The organism is Stenotrophomonas sp. YJH_SMC_57 (assembly GCF_059369755.1).
In genome coordinates this window covers 15954-32519 of the sequence record NZ_JCAFSZ010000012.1, presented here as the reverse complement: position 1 = coordinate 32519, position 16566 = coordinate 15954, and the positions used below count along the sequence as shown (strand labels likewise).

18 protein-coding genes are annotated in these 16566 nt (G+C 67.7%); 9 read left to right on the top strand and 9 right to left on the bottom strand.

Annotated features, from left to right (window positions below; genetic code table 11):
• Nucleotides 1-68: 68 nt before the first annotated feature.
• From AC5P7U_RS16520 to dapB, 5 genes are all read right to left on the bottom strand, one after another.
• A complete protein-coding gene (locus AC5P7U_RS16520) occupies nt 69-986 on the bottom strand; it encodes a phosphoglycerate mutase (protein WP_197564756.1) in 918 nt (305 codons plus the stop codon).
• A 4-nt stretch (nt 987-990) separates the two neighbouring features.
• On the bottom strand, nt 991-1455 hold the full coding sequence (gene greA, locus AC5P7U_RS16515) for a transcription elongation factor GreA (RefSeq protein ID WP_197564763.1): 465 nt from the start codon (nt 1453-1455) through the stop codon (nt 991-993).
• Between the two features lie 8 nt (nt 1456-1463).
• Entirely contained in the window at nt 1464-4706 is a 3243-nt protein-coding gene (carB, locus tag AC5P7U_RS16510; protein WP_197564757.1) for a carbamoyl-phosphate synthase large subunit, read from the bottom strand.
• Between the two features lie 149 nt (nt 4707-4855).
• Complete coding sequence (gene carA / locus AC5P7U_RS16505; RefSeq protein WP_049457474.1) at nt 4856-5983, bottom strand: glutamine-hydrolyzing carbamoyl-phosphate synthase small subunit; 1128 nt, start codon at nt 5981-5983, stop codon at nt 4856-4858.
• Nucleotides 5984-6292: 309 nt separating this feature from the next.
• Nucleotides 6293-7021, bottom strand: a complete 729-nt coding sequence (gene dapB / locus AC5P7U_RS16500) for a 4-hydroxy-tetrahydrodipicolinate reductase (RefSeq protein ID WP_197564758.1) — start codon at nt 7019-7021, stop codon at nt 6293-6295.
• A 57-nt stretch (nt 7022-7078) separates the two neighbouring features.
• On the opposite strand from dapB, the gene AC5P7U_RS16495 reads away from it, so the two are divergent.
• The 4 genes from AC5P7U_RS16495 to AC5P7U_RS16480 all read left to right on the top strand — a co-directional run bounded on the left by AC5P7U_RS16495 (nt 7079) and on the right by AC5P7U_RS16480 (nt 9510).
• Complete coding sequence (locus tag AC5P7U_RS16495) at nt 7079-7873, top strand: 3-oxoacyl-ACP reductase (RefSeq protein ID WP_481458329.1); 795 nt, start codon at nt 7079-7081, stop codon at nt 7871-7873.
• A 4-nt stretch (nt 7874-7877) separates the two neighbouring features.
• Entirely contained in the window at nt 7878-8273 is a 396-nt protein-coding gene (locus tag AC5P7U_RS16490; protein ID WP_006440513.1) for a MerR family transcriptional regulator, read from the top strand.
• 55 nt (nt 8274-8328) lie between these two features.
• Entirely contained in the window at nt 8329-8910 is a 582-nt protein-coding gene (locus AC5P7U_RS16485; RefSeq protein ID WP_197564759.1) for an NAD(P)H-dependent oxidoreductase, read from the top strand.
• A gap of 138 nt (nt 8911-9048) precedes the next feature.
• On the top strand, nt 9049-9510 hold the full coding sequence (locus tag AC5P7U_RS16480; protein ID WP_197564760.1) for a DUF4304 domain-containing protein: 462 nt from the start codon (nt 9049-9051) through the stop codon (nt 9508-9510).
• Nucleotides 9511-9654: 144 nt separating this feature from the next.
• On the opposite strand, the gene AC5P7U_RS16475 is transcribed toward AC5P7U_RS16480, so the two are convergent.
• From AC5P7U_RS16475 to AC5P7U_RS16465, 3 genes are read right to left on the bottom strand one after another with little or no spacing between them, the layout of a single operon-like run.
• The gene (locus tag AC5P7U_RS16475) at nt 9655-9900 is read right to left on the bottom strand and encodes a DUF6587 family protein (protein ID WP_414555179.1); all 246 of its coding nucleotides are present in this window, start codon (nt 9898-9900) and stop codon (nt 9655-9657) included.
• Nucleotides 9900-11765, bottom strand: coding sequence for a ferrous iron transporter B (gene feoB / locus AC5P7U_RS16470; RefSeq protein ID WP_008265453.1), 1866 nt, complete (start codon nt 11763-11765; stop codon nt 9900-9902). Before feoB ends, AC5P7U_RS16475 begins: the two co-directional genes overlap by 1 nt.
• Nucleotides 11762-12016 (bottom strand): FeoA family protein, encoded by a 255-nt coding sequence (locus AC5P7U_RS16465; RefSeq protein ID WP_005409473.1) that lies wholly within the window; start codon nt 12014-12016, stop codon nt 11762-11764. Before AC5P7U_RS16465 ends, feoB begins: the two co-directional genes overlap by 4 nt.
• Before the next feature lie 119 nt (nt 12017-12135).
• Between AC5P7U_RS16465 and AC5P7U_RS16460 the strand changes: the two genes are divergently transcribed.
• The 5 genes from AC5P7U_RS16460 to yeiP all read left to right on the top strand — a co-directional run bounded on the left by AC5P7U_RS16460 (nt 12136) and on the right by yeiP (nt 15707).
• A complete protein-coding gene (locus tag AC5P7U_RS16460; RefSeq protein WP_049457462.1) occupies nt 12136-12924 on the top strand; it encodes an enoyl-CoA hydratase/isomerase family protein in 789 nt (262 codons plus the stop codon).
• Nucleotides 12925-12926: 2 nt separating this feature from the next.
• Nucleotides 12927-13328: a VOC family protein gene (locus AC5P7U_RS16455; protein ID WP_197564761.1), complete on the top strand. Its 402-nt coding sequence runs from the start codon at nt 12927-12929 to the stop codon at nt 13326-13328.
• Entirely contained in the window at nt 13325-14221 is an 897-nt protein-coding gene (locus AC5P7U_RS16450) for a hydroxymethylglutaryl-CoA lyase (RefSeq protein ID WP_197564762.1), read from the top strand. Before AC5P7U_RS16455 ends, AC5P7U_RS16450 begins: the two co-directional genes overlap by 4 nt.
• 100 nt (nt 14222-14321) lie before the next feature.
• Nucleotides 14322-15092, top strand: coding sequence for an SDR family oxidoreductase (locus AC5P7U_RS16445; RefSeq protein WP_006440110.1), 771 nt, complete (start codon nt 14322-14324; stop codon nt 15090-15092).
• Nucleotides 15093-15140: 48 nt separating this feature from the next.
• Nucleotides 15141-15707, top strand: coding sequence for an elongation factor P-like protein YeiP (gene yeiP / locus AC5P7U_RS16440; RefSeq protein ID WP_005409468.1), 567 nt, complete (start codon nt 15141-15143; stop codon nt 15705-15707).
• Nucleotides 15708-15789: 82 nt separating this feature from the next.
• Here the strand turns inward: yeiP and AC5P7U_RS16435 are convergent, their stop codons facing one another.
• The gene (locus AC5P7U_RS16435; protein ID WP_197564931.1) at nt 15790-16485 is read right to left on the bottom strand and encodes a COG3650 family protein; all 696 of its coding nucleotides are present in this window, start codon (nt 16483-16485) and stop codon (nt 15790-15792) included.
• Between the last annotated feature and the right edge of the window lie 81 nt (nt 16486-16566).

Here is a 16566-nt window from a genome sequence, read left to right as displayed (position 1 = left end):
CGCTGGCCGGCAACCCCGGTAACCATCGGGGCAGAGCCGTTTTCCGACAAAAAACGGATCCAACCCGATCAGTCGTGCAGCTGCCGCGGCTTCTTCCAGAACTGCCAGCGCTGGCCACGGTCCAACTGGAACTGCAGGCCATCCTCGAAGTCCAGCACGAGTCGCTGCAGCTCGCCTCGCTTCAGCGCGGCCAGCAGCGGCCGGATCGCATCATTGCCCAACTGCTGCGATGAACGCAGTTGGCGCAGGTCGACCAGTGCATCCACCGCCTGCTCGCCATCCACCGCCACGCCAGCCGCCAGGGCCAGGCCCTGCAGCAGGGCATCGCGGCTGCGCACCTGCGCGTGCGCCGTGCTGACCGATACCGGCATCACGCCACCGCCCCAGAACCACAGCGAATTGATCGGCTGTTGTCCCTGGGCCACGCGCTGCTGGTTCCAGGAATGGTTGTGCAGCAGCACCTGCGCCTCGGTCATCAAGGCCCGCCAACGGCGGCCGCCCTCGCCTTCCGGCAGGTGCGAGAACAGGTCATCGCCCAGCACTTCGTCCGGGCTGTCGAACCCGGGCAGCGCCAGGTCGATCGGAAGCCGCAGGTACCAGCGCGAAGGATCCGGTGCGTCGAGCACGAACCCGGCATCGGCGAACAACGGCTGCAGCACCGGCAACAGGGCCAGGCTGTCGGCCAGGGTCGGCCGCAGCGTTTCGCCGTAGGCCATCATCCGCGCGCCGTGCATGTCCGGCACCATGCAGGCCGGATCGGCCCGCAGCCAGCGGGCGCCGGCGGCATCGCCGACGTCACGCTGGCGGGTCAACGCAGCCACCGGCCACTGCGGCGCGGCCACGGTGAAATGACGCTGCAGCTGGGCGCGCTCACCGGCGTCCAGCTGCAAAGCAGTGGCGCGACCCAGCGCGCGCGCCACGTCGTCCGGCAATGCAGCCGCCGCAAGGCGGCTGCGTGCCGGCAACAGCAGGGTCGCCGTTGCCACCTCGTCAGTCCACGTAGCTGACGCTGACGATCTCGTACTCGCGCTGGCCGGCCGGCGCGTCGATCACGATCGAATCGCCTTCCAGCTTGCCGATCATCGCGCGCGCCACCGGCGAGGAAATGGCGATCAGGCCCAGCTTGATGTCCGCTTCCAGGTCACCGACGATCTGGTACTTCTTCTCTTCGTCGGTTTCCACGTCGGCCAGGGTCACGCTGGCACCGAACACCACCTTGGTGCCGGCATTGAGCTTGCTCACATCGATGATCTCGGCGTGCGACAGCTCGCCTTCCAGCTGCTTGATGCGCCCTTCGATGAAGCCCTGTTCCTCGCGCGCGGCGTGGTACTCGGCGTTCTCCTTCAGGTCGCCGTGCTCACGCGCTTCGGCGATCGCGGCGATCACCTTAGGGCGCTTGACCGACTTCAGGTGATCCAGTTCGTCGCGCAGCTTCTGCGCGCCCTTCATGGTGATGGGGGCTCTCATGCATTCAACTCCTTGTGCAGCTCCTGCAGCGACCAGACGGGGCCGGTGCCGCGGAATTCCAGTGAATCCACCAGCGCCTTGGCGCCGGCAATGGTGGTCGAGTAGGTGACGCGGTGCTGCAGCGCCTCGCGACGGATCGAGAACGAGTCATTGATCGCCGAACGACCTTCGGTCGTGTTGACGATGTAGACGATCTCGCCGTTCTTGATCGAGTCGACAATGTGCGGACGGCCTTCGACCACCTTGTTGATGATCTCGCAGTCCATGCCGTGCTGCTGCAGCCATGCGGCGGTGCCACGGGTGGCCACCAGGCTGTAGCCACGCGCCAGCAGCGCCTTGGCCACCGGCAGCACGCGCTTCTTGTCCGGGTCACGCACCGAGACGAAGGCCTTGCCGACCGGCGGCGCCTTGATGCCACCGGCTTCCTGCGCACGCGCGAAGGCGGCGTTGAAGGTGCGGCCCACGCCCATCACCTCACCGGTGGAACGCATTTCCGGCCCAAGGATCGGATCGACGCCCTGGAACTTGGCGAACGGGAAGATTGCTTCCTTCACCGAGTAGTAGTCCGGCACGATTTCCTTGGTCGCGCCCTGCTCGGCCAGGGTCGTGCCGGCCATGCAGCGCGCGGCGATCTTGGCCAATGCCATGCCGGTGGCCTTGGACACGAACGGCACGGTGCGCGAGGCGCGCGGGTTCACTTCCAGCAGGTAGATGGTGTCATCGCCCTCTTCGCTGGTCTGGATCGCGAACTGGGTGTTCATCAGGCCGACCACGTTCAGGGCCTTGGCCAGCTCCACCACCTGGCGGCGCAGTTCGGCCTGGGTCTTGGCCGACAGCGAGTACGGCGGCAGCGAGCAGGACGAGTCACCCGAGTGCACGCCGGCTTCTTCGATGTGCTCCATCACGCCACCGATCAGGACGTTGCCCTCCTTGTCGGCGATGATGTCCACATCGCACTCGACGGCGTTGTCGAGGAAGCGGTCCAGCAGCACCGGCGAATCGTTGGACACCTTCACCGCGTCACGCACGTAGCGGGCCAGGTCGGATTCGCCGTAGACGATTTCCATCGCGCGGCCACCCAGCACGTAGCTCGGGCGCACCACCAGCGGGTAGCCGATCTCGCGGGCCAGCAGCAGCGCTTCCTGGTCGTTGCGGGCGATGCGGTTCGGCGGCTGCTTCAGGCCCAGCTTGTCCACCAGCTGCTGGAAGCGCTCGCGGTCTTCGGCCAGGTCGATGGAGTCCGGGCTGGTACCGATCACCGGCACGCCGTTGGCTTCCAGCGCACGCGCCAGCTTCAGCGGGGTCTGGCCGCCGTACTGCACGATCACGCCCTTGGGCTGCTCCAGTTCGACGATCTCCAGCACGTCTTCCAGGGTCAGCGGCTCGAAGTACAGGCGGTCGGAAGTGTCGTAGTCGGTCGACACGGTTTCCGGGTTGCAGTTGACCATGATGGTTTCATAACCATCCTCGCGCAGCGCCAGTGCCGCGTGCACGCAGCAGTAGTCGAACTCGATGCCCTGGCCGATGCGGTTCGGGCCACCGCCGAGGATCATGATCTTGTCGCGGTTGGTCGGCGCGGCCTCGCACTCGTCCTCGTAGGTCGAGTACAGGTAGGCGGTGCCGGTGGAGAACTCACCTGCGCAGGAGTCCACGCGCTTGTAGACCGGGCGCACCTTGTGCGCACGGCGCAGCGCGCGGATGGCTGCTTCGTTGGTACCGGTCAGCTGGGCCAGGCGGGCGTCGGAGAAACCGGCGCGCTTGAGCTTGCGCAGGCGTGCCGCGTCCAGCGCATCGATGCCGCCAGCAGCGACTTCGGCTTCGGCCGCGATGATTTCCTCGATCTGGTCCAGGAACCAGTGGTCGATGAACGACAGCGCGTAGATCTCTTCCACGCTCATGCCGGCACGGAAGGCATCGGCGACGAAGAACAGGCGCTCCGGGCCCGGCGCCTTCAGCTCGCGGCGCAGGGTCTGCAGGTCTTCTTCATTGGCCAGGTCCAGGCCGGTCGGGTCGAAGCCGACCTTGCCGGTTTCCAGGCCACGCAGGGCCTTCTGCACCGACTCCTGGAAGGTACGGCCCATCGCCATCACCTCGCCCACCGACTTCATCTGGGTGGTCAGGCGGGCGTCGGCAGCCGGGAACTTCTCGAAGGCGAAACGCGGGATCTTGGTGACGACGTAGTCGATGGACGGCTCGAACGAGGCCGGGGTCAGGCCGCCGGTGATCTCGTTCTTCAGTTCGTCCAGGGTGTAACCCACGGCCAGCTTTGCGGCGACCTTGGCGATCGGGAAGCCGGTGGCCTTGGAGGCCAGCGCCGAGGAACGCGACACGCGCGGGTTCATCTCGATGACGACCACGCGGCCGGTCTTCGGGTTGATGCCGAACTGCACGTTCGAGCCGCCGGTATCCACGCCGATCTTGCGCAGCACGGCGATGGAGGCATCGCGCAGGCGCTGGTATTCCTTGTCGGTCAGGGTCTGCGCCGGGGCCACGGTGATCGAGTCACCGGTGTGCACGCCCATCGGGTCCAGGTTCTCGATCGAGCAGACGATGATGCAGTTGTCCGCGGTATCGCGGACCACTTCCATCTCGAATTCCTTCCAGCCCAGCACCGACTCTTCGACCAGCACTTCGGTGGTCGGCGACAGCTCCAGGCCACGGCTGACGATCTCGACCAGCTCTTCGCGGTTGTAGGCGATGCCGCCACCGCTGCCGCCCAGGGTGAAGCTGGGGCGGATGATGGTCGGGTAACCGACACGGGTCTGGATCTCCAGCGCTTCGTCCAGGGTGTGGGCGACGGCAGCGGTCGGGCATTCCAGGCCGATCTCACCCATGGCCACGCGGAACAGCTCGCGGTCTTCGGCCATGCGGATCGCTTCGCGCTTGGCGCCGATCAGTTCGACGTTGTACTTCTCCAGCACGCCGTGGTCGGCCAGGTCCAGCGCGCAGTTCAGCGCGGTCTGGCCACCCATGGTCGGCAGCAGCGCGTCGGGCTTTTCCTTGGCGATGATCTTCTCGACCGTCTGCCAGTTGATCGGCTCGATGTAGACGGCGTCGGCCATCTCCGGGTCGGTCATGATCGTGGCCGGGTTGCTGTTGACCAGCACCACGCGGTAGCCCTCGTCGCGCAGGGCCTTGCAGGCCTGGGCGCCGGAATAGTCGAACTCGCAGGCCTGGCCGATGACGATCGGGCCAGCACCGATGATGAGGATGGTCTTGAGGTCAGTGCGCTTGGGCATTTTCTTCTCTAAGTCAGTACAGCGTGACAAGGGGGGTGATCGCACGCTGTCGATCAGGAATCTTGATCCGCAGCGCCGCGCCAGCGGCAGCAGCGATGCGGGGGCTTACGGTCCATCGCGACGCCACCGGCAAGCCGGCGACGTACTGATCACGCCTTGCTCTGTTCCATCAGGGCCACGAAACGGTCGAACAGCGGGCCGACATCGGTCGGGCCGGGCGACGCTTCCGGGTGACCCTGGAACGAGAACGCCGGCACGTCGGTGCGGGCGATGCCCTGGTTGGTGCCGTCGAACAGCGAACGGTGGGTCACGCGCAGGGTCGCCGGCAGGGTCGATTCATCAACCGCGAAGCCGTGGTTCTGCGAGGTGATCATCACCCGGCCGTTGTCCAGGTCCTGCACCGGGTGGTTGGCACCGTGGTGGCCGTGGCCCATCTTCATGGTCCTGGCGCCCGAGGCCAGGCCCAGCAGCTGGTGGCCCAGGCAGATGCCGAAGGTCGGGATCTTCACGTCGATGAAGGTTTTGATCGCTTCGATGGCGTAGTCGCACGGTTCCGGGTCACCCGGGCCATTGGACAGGAACACGCCGTCCGGCTTCAGCGCCAGCACTTCGGCGGCCGGGGTCTGCGCCGGCACCACGGTCACTTCGCAGCCGCGTTCGGCCAGCATGCGCAGGATGTTGGTCTTCACGCCGAAGTCGTAGGCCACGACCTTGAACTTCGCCGGCACGCTGACAAAGGCATTGGCATCCAGGTCCAGCTGGCCCTCGGTCCAGGTATAGGTCTTCTCGGTAGTGACGACCTTGGCCAGATCCATGCCCTTCAGGCCCGGGAACTTGCGGGCGGCTTCCAGTGCCTTTTCCACGTCGATGTCGCCGGCCATCAGCGCACCGTTCTGCGCGCCCTTTTCGCGCAGGATGCGGGTCAGCTTCCGGGTGTCGATGCCGGCGATGGCGACTACGCCACGCTGGATCAGCCAGTCCTGCAGCGACACCTGGCTGCGCCAGTTGCTGGGGCGGCGCGGTACGTCGCGCACGATCAGGCCGGCCGACCACACCTTGGACGCTTCATTGTCCTGGTCGGTCATGCCGGTATTGCCGATATGCGGATAGGTCAGCGTGACCATCTGCCGGGCGTAGGACGGGTCGGTCAACACTTCCTGGTAGCCGGTCATGGCGGTGTTGAACACCACCTCACCGACGGACAGGCCGGGCGCGCCTACGGATTCGCCCTCGAATACGGTGCCGTCTTCGAGGACGAGGATTGCGGCTTGGGTCACGGGAATCTCACTTTGGCTACCGAGGGGGCTGCCGAAGTCACGCCTGCGCTTCACGGAAATCCGGTTGCAAAAAAGCGCGGACGTACGGTCTGGGACCGGTCCGGCTTTCGTGATTCGGCGAGTGCGAATTGTAGCGCTGCCGGGGCGCTCGCGCCAGCGGTTATCGCGTTTCATGAACAGGCGATTGCGCATTCATTTCAATCCGGCGGCGTATGCGGGGCCGCCATGACCCTGGTAGACGCCAACCTTGGTTGGCGCTTCCCGGAAAGCCTGCCAACCAAGGTTGGCATCTACCATCGACCTGGACCGTTACCGGGGGCCGTCCAGCAGGTCCCGCACCCGGTAGTTGCCGGCCGCCCGGCCATGCAGCTGGCGGGCGGCGAACAGCGCGCCGCGGGCAAAAATGTCGCGGTTGGTGGCGCGGTGCACCAGCTCGATGCGCTCACCGGGGCCGGTGAACTGCACCAGATGCTCGCCGACGATATCGCCGGCACGCAGGCTGGCGTAGTGCGGCTGCGCCCCACCCCGCTGCGCGGCCGCACCCAGGGTCAGCGCGGTGCCCGATGGCGCGTCCTTCTTCTGGGTGTGGTGCGATTCGACGATGTCACAGTCCCAACCGGCCAGCGCCTGTGCGGCGCGCTCGACCAGCTCGTCCAGCACCGCCACGCCCAGGCTGAAGTTCGAGGCCCAGACCAGCGGGATCTTCGCTGCCGCCGCCTCCAGCGCCTGGCGCTGCGTACTGGAGATGCCGGTGGTGCCCGACACCAGGCCTGCGCCCCGCTCCACGCACAGCGCCAGCATCGGGTCGAAACCCTCGGGCAGGCTGAAGTCGATCGCCACATCGAACACCGGCGCGCCGGGCAGCTCGCTGGCGGCAAAGAACGGCACGCCGTCGACCACGCGCTGGGCCGGCGCGCGGCCGGTCACCGCCGCCACCATCTGCAGGGTTTCGTGGTGTTCAGCGGCCAGCCGCAGCAGGGCCTGACCCATGCGCCCGGAGGCGCCGTGAATGAGCAATCGCAGGGGAGTCTGGTTCATGCCCGCAGGCTAGCGGCAGCGCACCCGCTCCGGCAAGCGCCATCGCTGCTACGCTGCATGCCCTCTCACGCAATGGATGGCAGTTCCACCATGCAGATCAGCGAACAACTGGTGCTGGTCACCGGCGCCGGCCGCGGCCTTGGCACGCACATTGCCCGCGCCTTCGCCGCGCAGGGTGCGCGCGTCATCGTGAACCATCACCGCAGCGAGGCCACCGCACGGGCCCTGGCTGCCGAGCTGGGCGGACAGGCGATCGCGCTGCCGGCCGACGTCACCGACCGCGCCCAGGTGGACGCCATGCTGCAGCAGGCGCTGGCGCACTTCGGCCAGGGCGTCACCACCGTGGTCAACAACGCGCTGGCGAGCTTCTCGTTCAATGGCGATGCGCGCGACAGCGCCGCCAATATCGGCTGGCCAGCCTTCCAGGCGCAGTTCGAGGGCAGCGTGCGTGGCGCGCTCAACACCGTGCAGGCCGCCCTGCCCGGCATGCAGGCACGCCGTTTCGGCCGCGTCATCAACATCGGCACCAACCTGTTCCAGAACCCGGTCGTGCCCTACCACGACTACACCGCCGCCAAGGCCGCGCTGCTGTCACTGACCCGCACCCTGGCTGGCGACCTCGGCCCGCATGGCATCACCGTCAACATGCTGTCCGGCGGCCTGCTGCGCACCACCGATGCCAGCGCTGCCACGCCCGAGGCGGTGTTCGACTACATCGCCGCCAACACCCCGCTGCGCAGCGTCACCACCCCGGCCGAGTTCGCCGATGCGGCGCTGTTCTTCGCCAGCCCCTGGTCGCGCGCGGTGACCGGCCAGAACCTGGTGGTCGATGGCGGGCTGGTGCGGGACTGAACCGATGCGCATCTCCGAGGTCAGCCGCCTGACCGGCGCCAGCGCAAAGGCCATCCGCCTGTACGAAGCGCGCGGCCTGCTGCCACCGGTGCCGCGCCTGAACCGCTATCGCGATTACAGCGAACAGGACGTAGCCTGGGTGCAGCTGATCCGCCAGGCGCTGGCACTGGGCATCACCCTGGCGGCGGTCTCGCGGCTGCAGGGCCGCGATGGACGGCTCGACTGGCCGGCCGTACTGGCCCTGCTGGAGCAGCAGCGCAGCCACATTGCCCGTGAGCGCGCACGGCTGGAACAGGTCGATCGGGCCCTGCTGCAGGTCAGCGACGAACTACGGCAGTGGCTGCGCTCCGGCAATGGCGACTGCGTCCTGCAGCCCACCGGCTGCTCCGCCGGCGTTTGACTCTGCCCCAGGGGCATAGCCCACCCTCGCGCACTTTCCATTGTCCGAGGTTGCCGTGTCCCGTTCCATCCTGATCCTGCTCGGCCATCCCGACCGTGACAGCCTGTGCGGCGCCCTCGCCCAGCGCTACGCCACCGCCGCCGAAAATGCCGGCCACCGGGTACGCCTGATCGCCTTGGGTGAACTCGAATTCGACCCGGTGCTGCGCCACGGCTACCGCCAGATCCAGCCCCTGGAAGCCGATCTGCAGGACGTCGCCGATGCGATCCAAGCCTGCGATCACCTGGTGCTGGTCTATCCCACCTGGTGGGGCGCGATGCCGGCCCTGCTGAAGGGCTTCTTCGACCGCGTGCTGCTGCCGGGATACGCCTTCCGCTACCGGCGCGATTCGGTGTGGTGGGACCGGCTACTGGCCGGCCGCAGCGCACGGGTGATCACCACCCTGGACACACCGCCCTGGTATTACCGCTGGATCTACCGCGACCCGGGCATTGTGCAGATCCGCGCCACCATCCTGGCGTTCTGCGGCTTCGGCCCAGTGAAGATCAGCCGCCTCGGTGCGGTGCGCAGCAGCACGCCGGCGCAACGCAGCAGCTGGCTGGCGCTGGCAGCGGAGCTGGGTTCCCGCGCCAGGTAGGTCCACGCCATGGGCAAGGCGTGCGAACCAAGGTTCGCACCCACCTGGGGCGCTCGTTGCGCGTGTCGCGTTTGCCAATTGACCCCCGCGCACGGCGCGACAAGGCTGTGGGCCCTTCCTCCAGCCCAGGCGGGCCCCATGAAATCCGCGACGGTCTTCAGCAGATGCGCAAGGAAGACAGGCTTTGCCGGGACCACCACCACCCGCTACCGGCTGCTGGAGGGCGCCCTGCTTGTCGTGAATCACCAACGCGGCAGCGAACACCGGGGCTTCTATGTGAATGCCGGGCTCTACTTTCCAGAGCTGCTTGAGTATCCGCTTGCGCCTTCCGACCTGGAAACTGCGTTCAGGTACCGCTCCAGCATTCCCACGCCGCATGTCGACTGGCGGATCGAAGAGACGCCCGGCCTGCGCCGGGCCTTCATCCAGCAGGATCTGGATGATCTGCTTGAGGCAGGCAATCGTGATGCGCTGAAAGGCCTGCTGCTCGGTGCCCTTGCCGATGTGGCGGGCTTCGCGGAAGCCCACGGAAACCGCGAGTCGGTGCGGCGATTGAATCGGGACGGAAACTTCCGCGCGCTCATCCGCAGGGAGGTCTGAACCCGGGAAGCGTGCGAACCAAGGTTCGCACCCACCGGGCGAAGTTCACACCCACCGGGCGAAGTTCACACCCACGGGGTGAAGCTCGCACCCATCGGGTGAAGTTCGCGCCCACCGGGCGCCCGCCGTCGAGCAAGCCCGGCGCTACTTCTTGGTCGGCCCGCAGCTGTCGCAACCGCCACATGCGCCACCGCCGCCCGTCGCCGGCGGCGCGACCTTCCGGCCCAGCCCCTGCAGCCAGGCAGCGCGACCCGGCTTCAGCAGGGCCAGCGCCAATGCGCCGCGCACCCTGCGCACGGTGCCCGGGAACTGCTTCTTCAACACCACCCAGGCGCTGACCAGCACGGCCACCGCGATGATCAGGTATTGCAGCAGCAATCCGCTGTCCATCAGCCGCCTCCCAGCGCCCGGGTCACCTGGTAGGTGATCAGCGCCGCCACGTAGGCCGCGGCGAACAGGTAGAACGCCGAGAAGGCCATCGTCTTCCACGAATTGGTCTCGCGCTTGATGGTGGCCAGCGTCGAGATGCACATCGGGGCGTAGATGTACCAGACCAGCAGCGACAATGCGGTGGCCAGCGACCAGCCGTCGCTGATCAGCGGGGTCAGCGCCTGGCTGGCGGCATCGTCATCGGCCGCCGACAGCGCGTACACAGTGGCCAGCGAGGACACGGCCACTTCGCGCGCGGCCAGGCCCGGGATCAGCGCGATGCAGATCTGCCAGTTGAAGCCCAGCGGCGCGAAGAACACCGCCATCGCGTGGCCGATCTGGCCGGCGTAGCTGTAGTCGATGGCCGGCATCGTGGCGCCCACCGGCGCCGCCGGGAACGACAGCAGCACCCACAGCAGGATGGTCAGCGCCAGGATGATGCCGCCGACGCGCTTGAGGAAGATCATGCCGCGCTCGTACAGGCCCACCGCCAGGTCGCGCACATGCGGCAGGCGGTACGACGGCAGTTCCAGCATCAGCGGATGCTCGCTCTTGTCGCGGCGCCACTTCTTCATGATCCACGACATCGCCAGCGCACTGAGGATGCCGGCCGCATACAGGCCGAACAGCACCAGGCCCTGCTGGTTGAACACGCCCCACACGGTCTTCTGCGGGATGAACGCACCGATCAGCAGCGCATACACCGGCAGGCGCGCCGAGCAGGTCATCAGCGGTGCCACCAGGATCGTGGCCAGGCGGTCGCGCGGGTCCTGGATGCTGCGGGTGGACATGATGCCCGGCACCGCACAGGCGAAGCTGGACAGCAGCGGGATGAACGAGCGGCCGGACAGGCCGGCGGCCGCCATCATGCGGTCGAGCAGGAAGGCCGCGCGCGGCAGGTAGCCGGACTCTTCCAGCACCAGGATGAAGAAGAACAGGATCAGGATCTGCGGCAGGAACACCACCACGCCGCCGACGCCGGCGATGATGCCGTCGGTCAGCAGGCTGGCCAGCGGCCCTTCCGGCAGCACGCTGCCGACGAAGGCGCCGAGCCAGGCGAAGCCGGCCTCGATGGCATCCATCAGCGGCGTTGCCCAGGCGTAGACCGCCTGGAAAATCAGGAACATCACCACCGCCAGGCTGACCAGGCCGAACACCGGGTGCAGCAGCCAGCGGTCCAGCGCGTCATCGATCTTGGCGGTACGTGCCGGCATGCGCACGGCCACCGACAGGATCTGGCGCACCTTGGCGTGGTAGTCGATGCCGCCTTCCGGGCCCGGCACCGGTGCATCCAGGTGCGGCACCATCGCATCGAGGCGCTCGACCAGTGCCTTGGCACCCTGCTTCCGCACCGCCACGGTTTCCACCACCGGCACGCCCAGCTCGCGCTCCAGCGCAGCCACGTCCACCTGGATGCCGCGGCGCTGGGCGGCATCGACCATGTTCAGCGCCACCACCATCGGCTTGCCCAGCTCGCGCAGCTCCAGCGCGAAGCGCAGGTGCAAGCGCAGGTTGGTGGCATCGATCACGCACAGCAGCACGTCCGGCGCGGCTTCGCCCGGGTAGAAGCCGCGGCACAGGTCGCGGGTGATCGCCTCGTCCAGGCTGGCCGGCTGCAGGCTGTACGCGCCCGGCAGGTCGAGCACCGCGAATTCACGACCGGACGGCGCGCGCAGGCGGCCTTCCTTGCGTTCGACGGTGACGCCGGTGTAGTTGGCGACCTTCTGCCGGCTGCCGGTCAGCTGGTTGAACAGGGCGGTCTTGCCACTGTTCGGGTTACCGACCAGCGCGACGCGCAGGGGGGCGGTAGAGGCAGTAGCGGTCATGCACGTCGTTCCTGGCTGGCGGCGTCAACCACGACGCGCTTGGCTTCACTGATGCGCAGCGCGAACCGGGTGAACCCGACCTGCACCAGCAGCGGCTCCCCGCCTACCGGACCCTTGGCCACCAGGCGCACTTCCTCGCCCTTGACGAAACCCAGCTCGCGCAGGCGACGGGCAATGGCATCGTTGGCATGCAGGTCCTGCACGGATTCGACCACGGCCGAGGTGTGCAGCGGCAGTTCGGACAGCGTCATCTAGCGTAATCTCTGCTGGATGTAAATGGTTCTCGATTCTAACATTCCCGCGTCGCGTCATGGCCCATGACCAATGGCCCGCTATGATCCATACAGGTATGGAGTGACCCTGGAATCCCATGAACGATGCTTTGCAGATCGAGCGCCGTGGCGCCGTCCTCACCCTTTGGCTGAACCGGCCGGAGCTGCACAACGCCTTCGACGCCAGCCTGATCGCGCGGCTGACTGCGGCGCTGGAAGCCGCCGGCCGCGATGATGCGGTCCGCGCGGTGGTGGTGGCCGGCCACGGCGCCTCCTTCTCGGCCGGCGCCGACATGCAGTGGATGCGTGGCATGGCGGCCGCCAGCGAGGCCGACAACCGCGAGGATTCGCTGGCGCTGGCGCGACTGATGCGCACCCTGGACGAGCTGCCCAAGCCGACCCTGGCCCGGGTCCATGGCGCCGCCTTCGGCGGCGGTGTCGGCCTGGTCGCCTGCTGCGACATCGCCATCGCCAGCACCTCGGCCCGCTTCGGCCTGACCGAAAGCCGCCTCGGCCTGCTGCCGGCGGTGATCTCGCCCTACGTGATCGAGGCCATCGGCCCGCGCCAGGCCCGGCGCTGGTTCGCCACCGGCGAGCACTTCGACGCCGATACCGCGCTGCGCATCGGCCTGGTCCACCAGCTGGTCGAGCCCGAGCGCCTGGACGAGGCACTGGAACGCCAGCTGGCCCTGCTCGACAAGGCCGGCCCGATCGCCTCGTCCACTGCCAAGCAGCTGGTCCGGCAGGTCCGCGACAGCCATGATCGCGACGCGCTGGATCGGGATAATGCCGCGCTGATCGCGCGCCTGCGGGTCTCCGCCGAGGGCCAGGAAGGCCTGGGCGCGTTCCTCGACAAGCGCGCCCCCCACTGGGTCACGGAAGCCTGAACATGCTCGATCATCTTGGTTTGACCAGCGCTGACCTGGCGCGCAGCAAAGCCTTTTTCCTGCAGGCGCTGGCGCCGCTGCAGATCGGCGTGGTGATGGAAGTGACTGCCGAACAGAGCGGCGCCCACGACCACATCGGTTTCGGTAGCGACGGCAAGCCGTTCTTCTGGCTCGGCAATGGCGGCACCGCCAGCCACGGCGTGCACGTGGCCTTCGCCTGCGCCAGCCGCGCGCAGGTGGACGCCTTCCATGCCGCCGCCCTCGCCGCCGGCGGCCGCGACAATGGCGCCCCGGGCCTGCGCCCGTGGTACCACCCGGATTATTACGGCGCCTTCGTGCTCGACCCGGACGGCAACAACATCGAAGCGGTCTGCCACCGCCCCGGCTCCGAGGTACAGGCATGAGCGACTACGTCCGCATCGTCGAGGTCGGCCCGCGTGACGGCCTGCAGAATGAAAAGCAGTCGGTGTCCACCGCCGACAAGATCGAACTGATCAACCGCCTGTCGGCCACCGGCCTGCGCAGCATCGAAGCGACCAGCTTCGTCAGCCCGAAGTGGATCCCGCAGCTGGCCGACGCCGCCGAGGTCTATGCCGGTATCCAGCGCAAGCCCGGCATCCATTACCCGGTACTGGTGCCGAACGAACAGGGCTACGACCGTGCGCGCGCGGTCGGCGTGGAGGAAGTGGCAGTGTTCACCGCCGCCTCCGAGGCATTCAACCGCACCAACACCAATGCCGGCATCGACGAGTCGCTGGCCCGTTTCGAGCCGATCCTGCGCCGTGCCGCCGCCGACGGCGTGCGTGTGCGCGGCTATGTGTCCACCGTGCTCGGCTGCCCCTACCAGGGCGACGTGCCGCTGGCCGACGTGGTGCGCGTGGCCCGTGCCCTGCACCAGATGGGCTGCTACGAAATCTCGCTGGGTGACACCATCGGCGTCGGCACCCCGCGCAAGGCACAGGCGATGCTGAAGGCGGTCGCCGCCGAGATTCCGATGGCGGCGCTGGCCGTGCACTTCCACGACACCTACGGCCAGGCCATCGCCAACATCGCCACCTGCCTGGAGGAAGGTGTGCGCGTGGTCGACAGCGCGGTGTCGGGTGCCGGGGGCTGCCCGTATGCCAAGGGCGCCAGCGGCAATGTGGCCAGCGAAGACGTGGTCTACCTGCTGCAGGGCCTCGGCCTGGACAGCGGCGTGGACCTGCCGGCACTGGCCGAGACCGGCCGCTGGCTGGCCGGCCTGCTCGGCCGCGCCACCGCCAGCCGCACCGGCCAGGCGCTGGCCGCCGCCGGCTGACCGCCGCACCGCACCGCGCCGCAAAGGCGGCGCAGTGCACAACAGCGACGGTCGTGGCTTCCGTTAGAATCGGCGGTTCTCGAACCTGCAGGACCGTTCAATGCAGCTGTCTTCCGTACGTGCCGTGATCACTGGCGGCGTCTCCGGCCTCGGCCTGGCCGTGGCCCAGCACCTCGTCGCCGAGGGCGGCAAGGTGGCCCTGTTCGACCTCAACGACGACAAGGGCGCAGCCGCCGTTGCCGGACTGGGTGCCGACAAGGCTCGCTATTTCAACGTCAACGTCAGCGATGAGGCGGCCGTGGCCACCGCCATCGACCAGGCCCACGATTTCCTCGGTGGCCTGAACGTAGCGATGAACTGCGCCGGCATCCTCGGCGCCGGTCGCGTGCTGGGCAAAGAGGGCCCGATGCCGCTGGCCGGCTTCCAGGGCACGGTGATGGTCAACCTGGTCGGCAGCTTCAACGTGGCCAAGGCCGCGGCCAACCGCATGCAGCACAACGAGGCCGGCACCGACGGCGAGCGCGGCGTGATCATCAACACCGCCAGCATCGCCGCCTATGAAGGCCAGATCGGCCAGGCCGCGTATGCCGCCAGCAAGGGCGGCGTGGTCTCGATGACGCTGCCGATGGCGCGCGAACTGTCGCGCTTCGGCATCCGCGTCAACACGATTGCGCCGGGCGTGTTCTGGACGCCGATGGTCGACGGCATGCCCGAAGCCGTGCAGCAGTCGCTGGCCGCCTCGATCCCGTTCCCGTCGCGCCTGGGCAAGCCGGAAGACTTCGCCAGCCTGGTCGGCTTCATCCTCGGCAACACCTATCTCAATGGCGAGACCATCCGCCTGGACGGCGCTACCCGCCTCGCTCCGAAGTGATTCCCCCGGGCGCCGGGACGGCGCCCTCCCCCAACGACCAACATCATCATGAAAGCCAACGACATCAAGAAGGGCAACGTCGTCGAGTACAACAACGGCGTGTACCAGATCCGCGACATCGAGCGCAGCTCGCCGCAGGGTCGCGGCGGCAACGTCCGCTTCCGCTTCATCATGTACAGCGTGCCGGGCGGCAACAAGCTCGACGCCAGCTTCGATGCCGACGACAACCTGGTCGAGGTTGAACTGCTGCGCCGCCAGTCCACCTACTCGTACAAGGACGGCGACGCTTTCGTGTTCCTCGATGACGAGGACTACACCCCGTACACGCTGGACGCGGACGTGATCGGCGACGACGCCGGCTACATCACCGACGGCCTGACCGGCATCTACGTGCAGGTCATTGACGAGCAGCCGGTGGCGATCCAGCTGCCGGCCTCGGTGGTGCTGGAAGTGATCGAGACCCCGCCGGAACTGAAGGGCGGCACCGCCACCAAGCGCCCGAAGCCGGCCAAGCTCAACACCGGCATCGAGATCATGGTGCCGGAGTACATCGTCAACGGCGAACGCGTGCTGGTGAACACCGCCACCGGTGAATTCGCCGGACGCGCCGACTAAGCGCCTCGTGCTGCCTGCGGCGCACGCCGCCGCAGGCAGCATCCTCCGTTCAGCCGGGCGCCGTGACGGCTCTACGGATCACTTATGGCTGCTGGGCGCCGAAGTTGCCGCAGCCGTGGTACTGGCGGGTGCCGATGGTCAGATTCACCTTGGCCTCGAACGATTCGCCACTCATGTCGTCCTGGCAGGTGGTGCGCTGGAAGCTGAGCTTGACGTCGGTGCCATCGGACGCCTTCCCGCTCCAGCCGTCGGCACCTTCGGTGGGCTTGGCCACGTCGAAGCGGCGCTCACCGTAATCCACTTCCACCTGCAGGCCGGGCTTGTCGCCATCCACGACCGCCAGCCAGCCCGGTTCGTTGCCGGTAGCACGGAACGCCGCGTTGCCGGCGCTGCCATCGCCCTCGGTGGCTTCCACCGCGTGGCATTCGCGGTCCGGCTCGCCCTTCAGGCTCAACAGGCCGTCATCGCTGCCCTTGGTCCAGAAGCTGTTGCCCTGGCCATCACCATACTTCGCGCCCGACGCCGCCCGCTCGGAGGTCATCGCAAAGCTGCGATCGCCGATCACCACCGTGGCCGCATCCTCGCCATTGAAGGTCGCGCGCACGTTCAGATCGCCGCACTGGTACAAGGTCTCGCTGCCGGCGCCGGTGCTGGCAGCCGGTTCGGGCGCGGCCGGCGGCGCGGCATCATTGCCGCCCGCGGCGGGCGGCTGTGCCGGCTGGCACGCAGCCAGCACCAACCCCAGGGAGGCTGCCAACAGACTGGGAACTACACGCATGGCTCGACTCCTTGTCGACACTACTGAGAGGATCGACCCTATCACCTGGCGGTGAGCGGGGCCTGAAAGCGGCCTGACCAC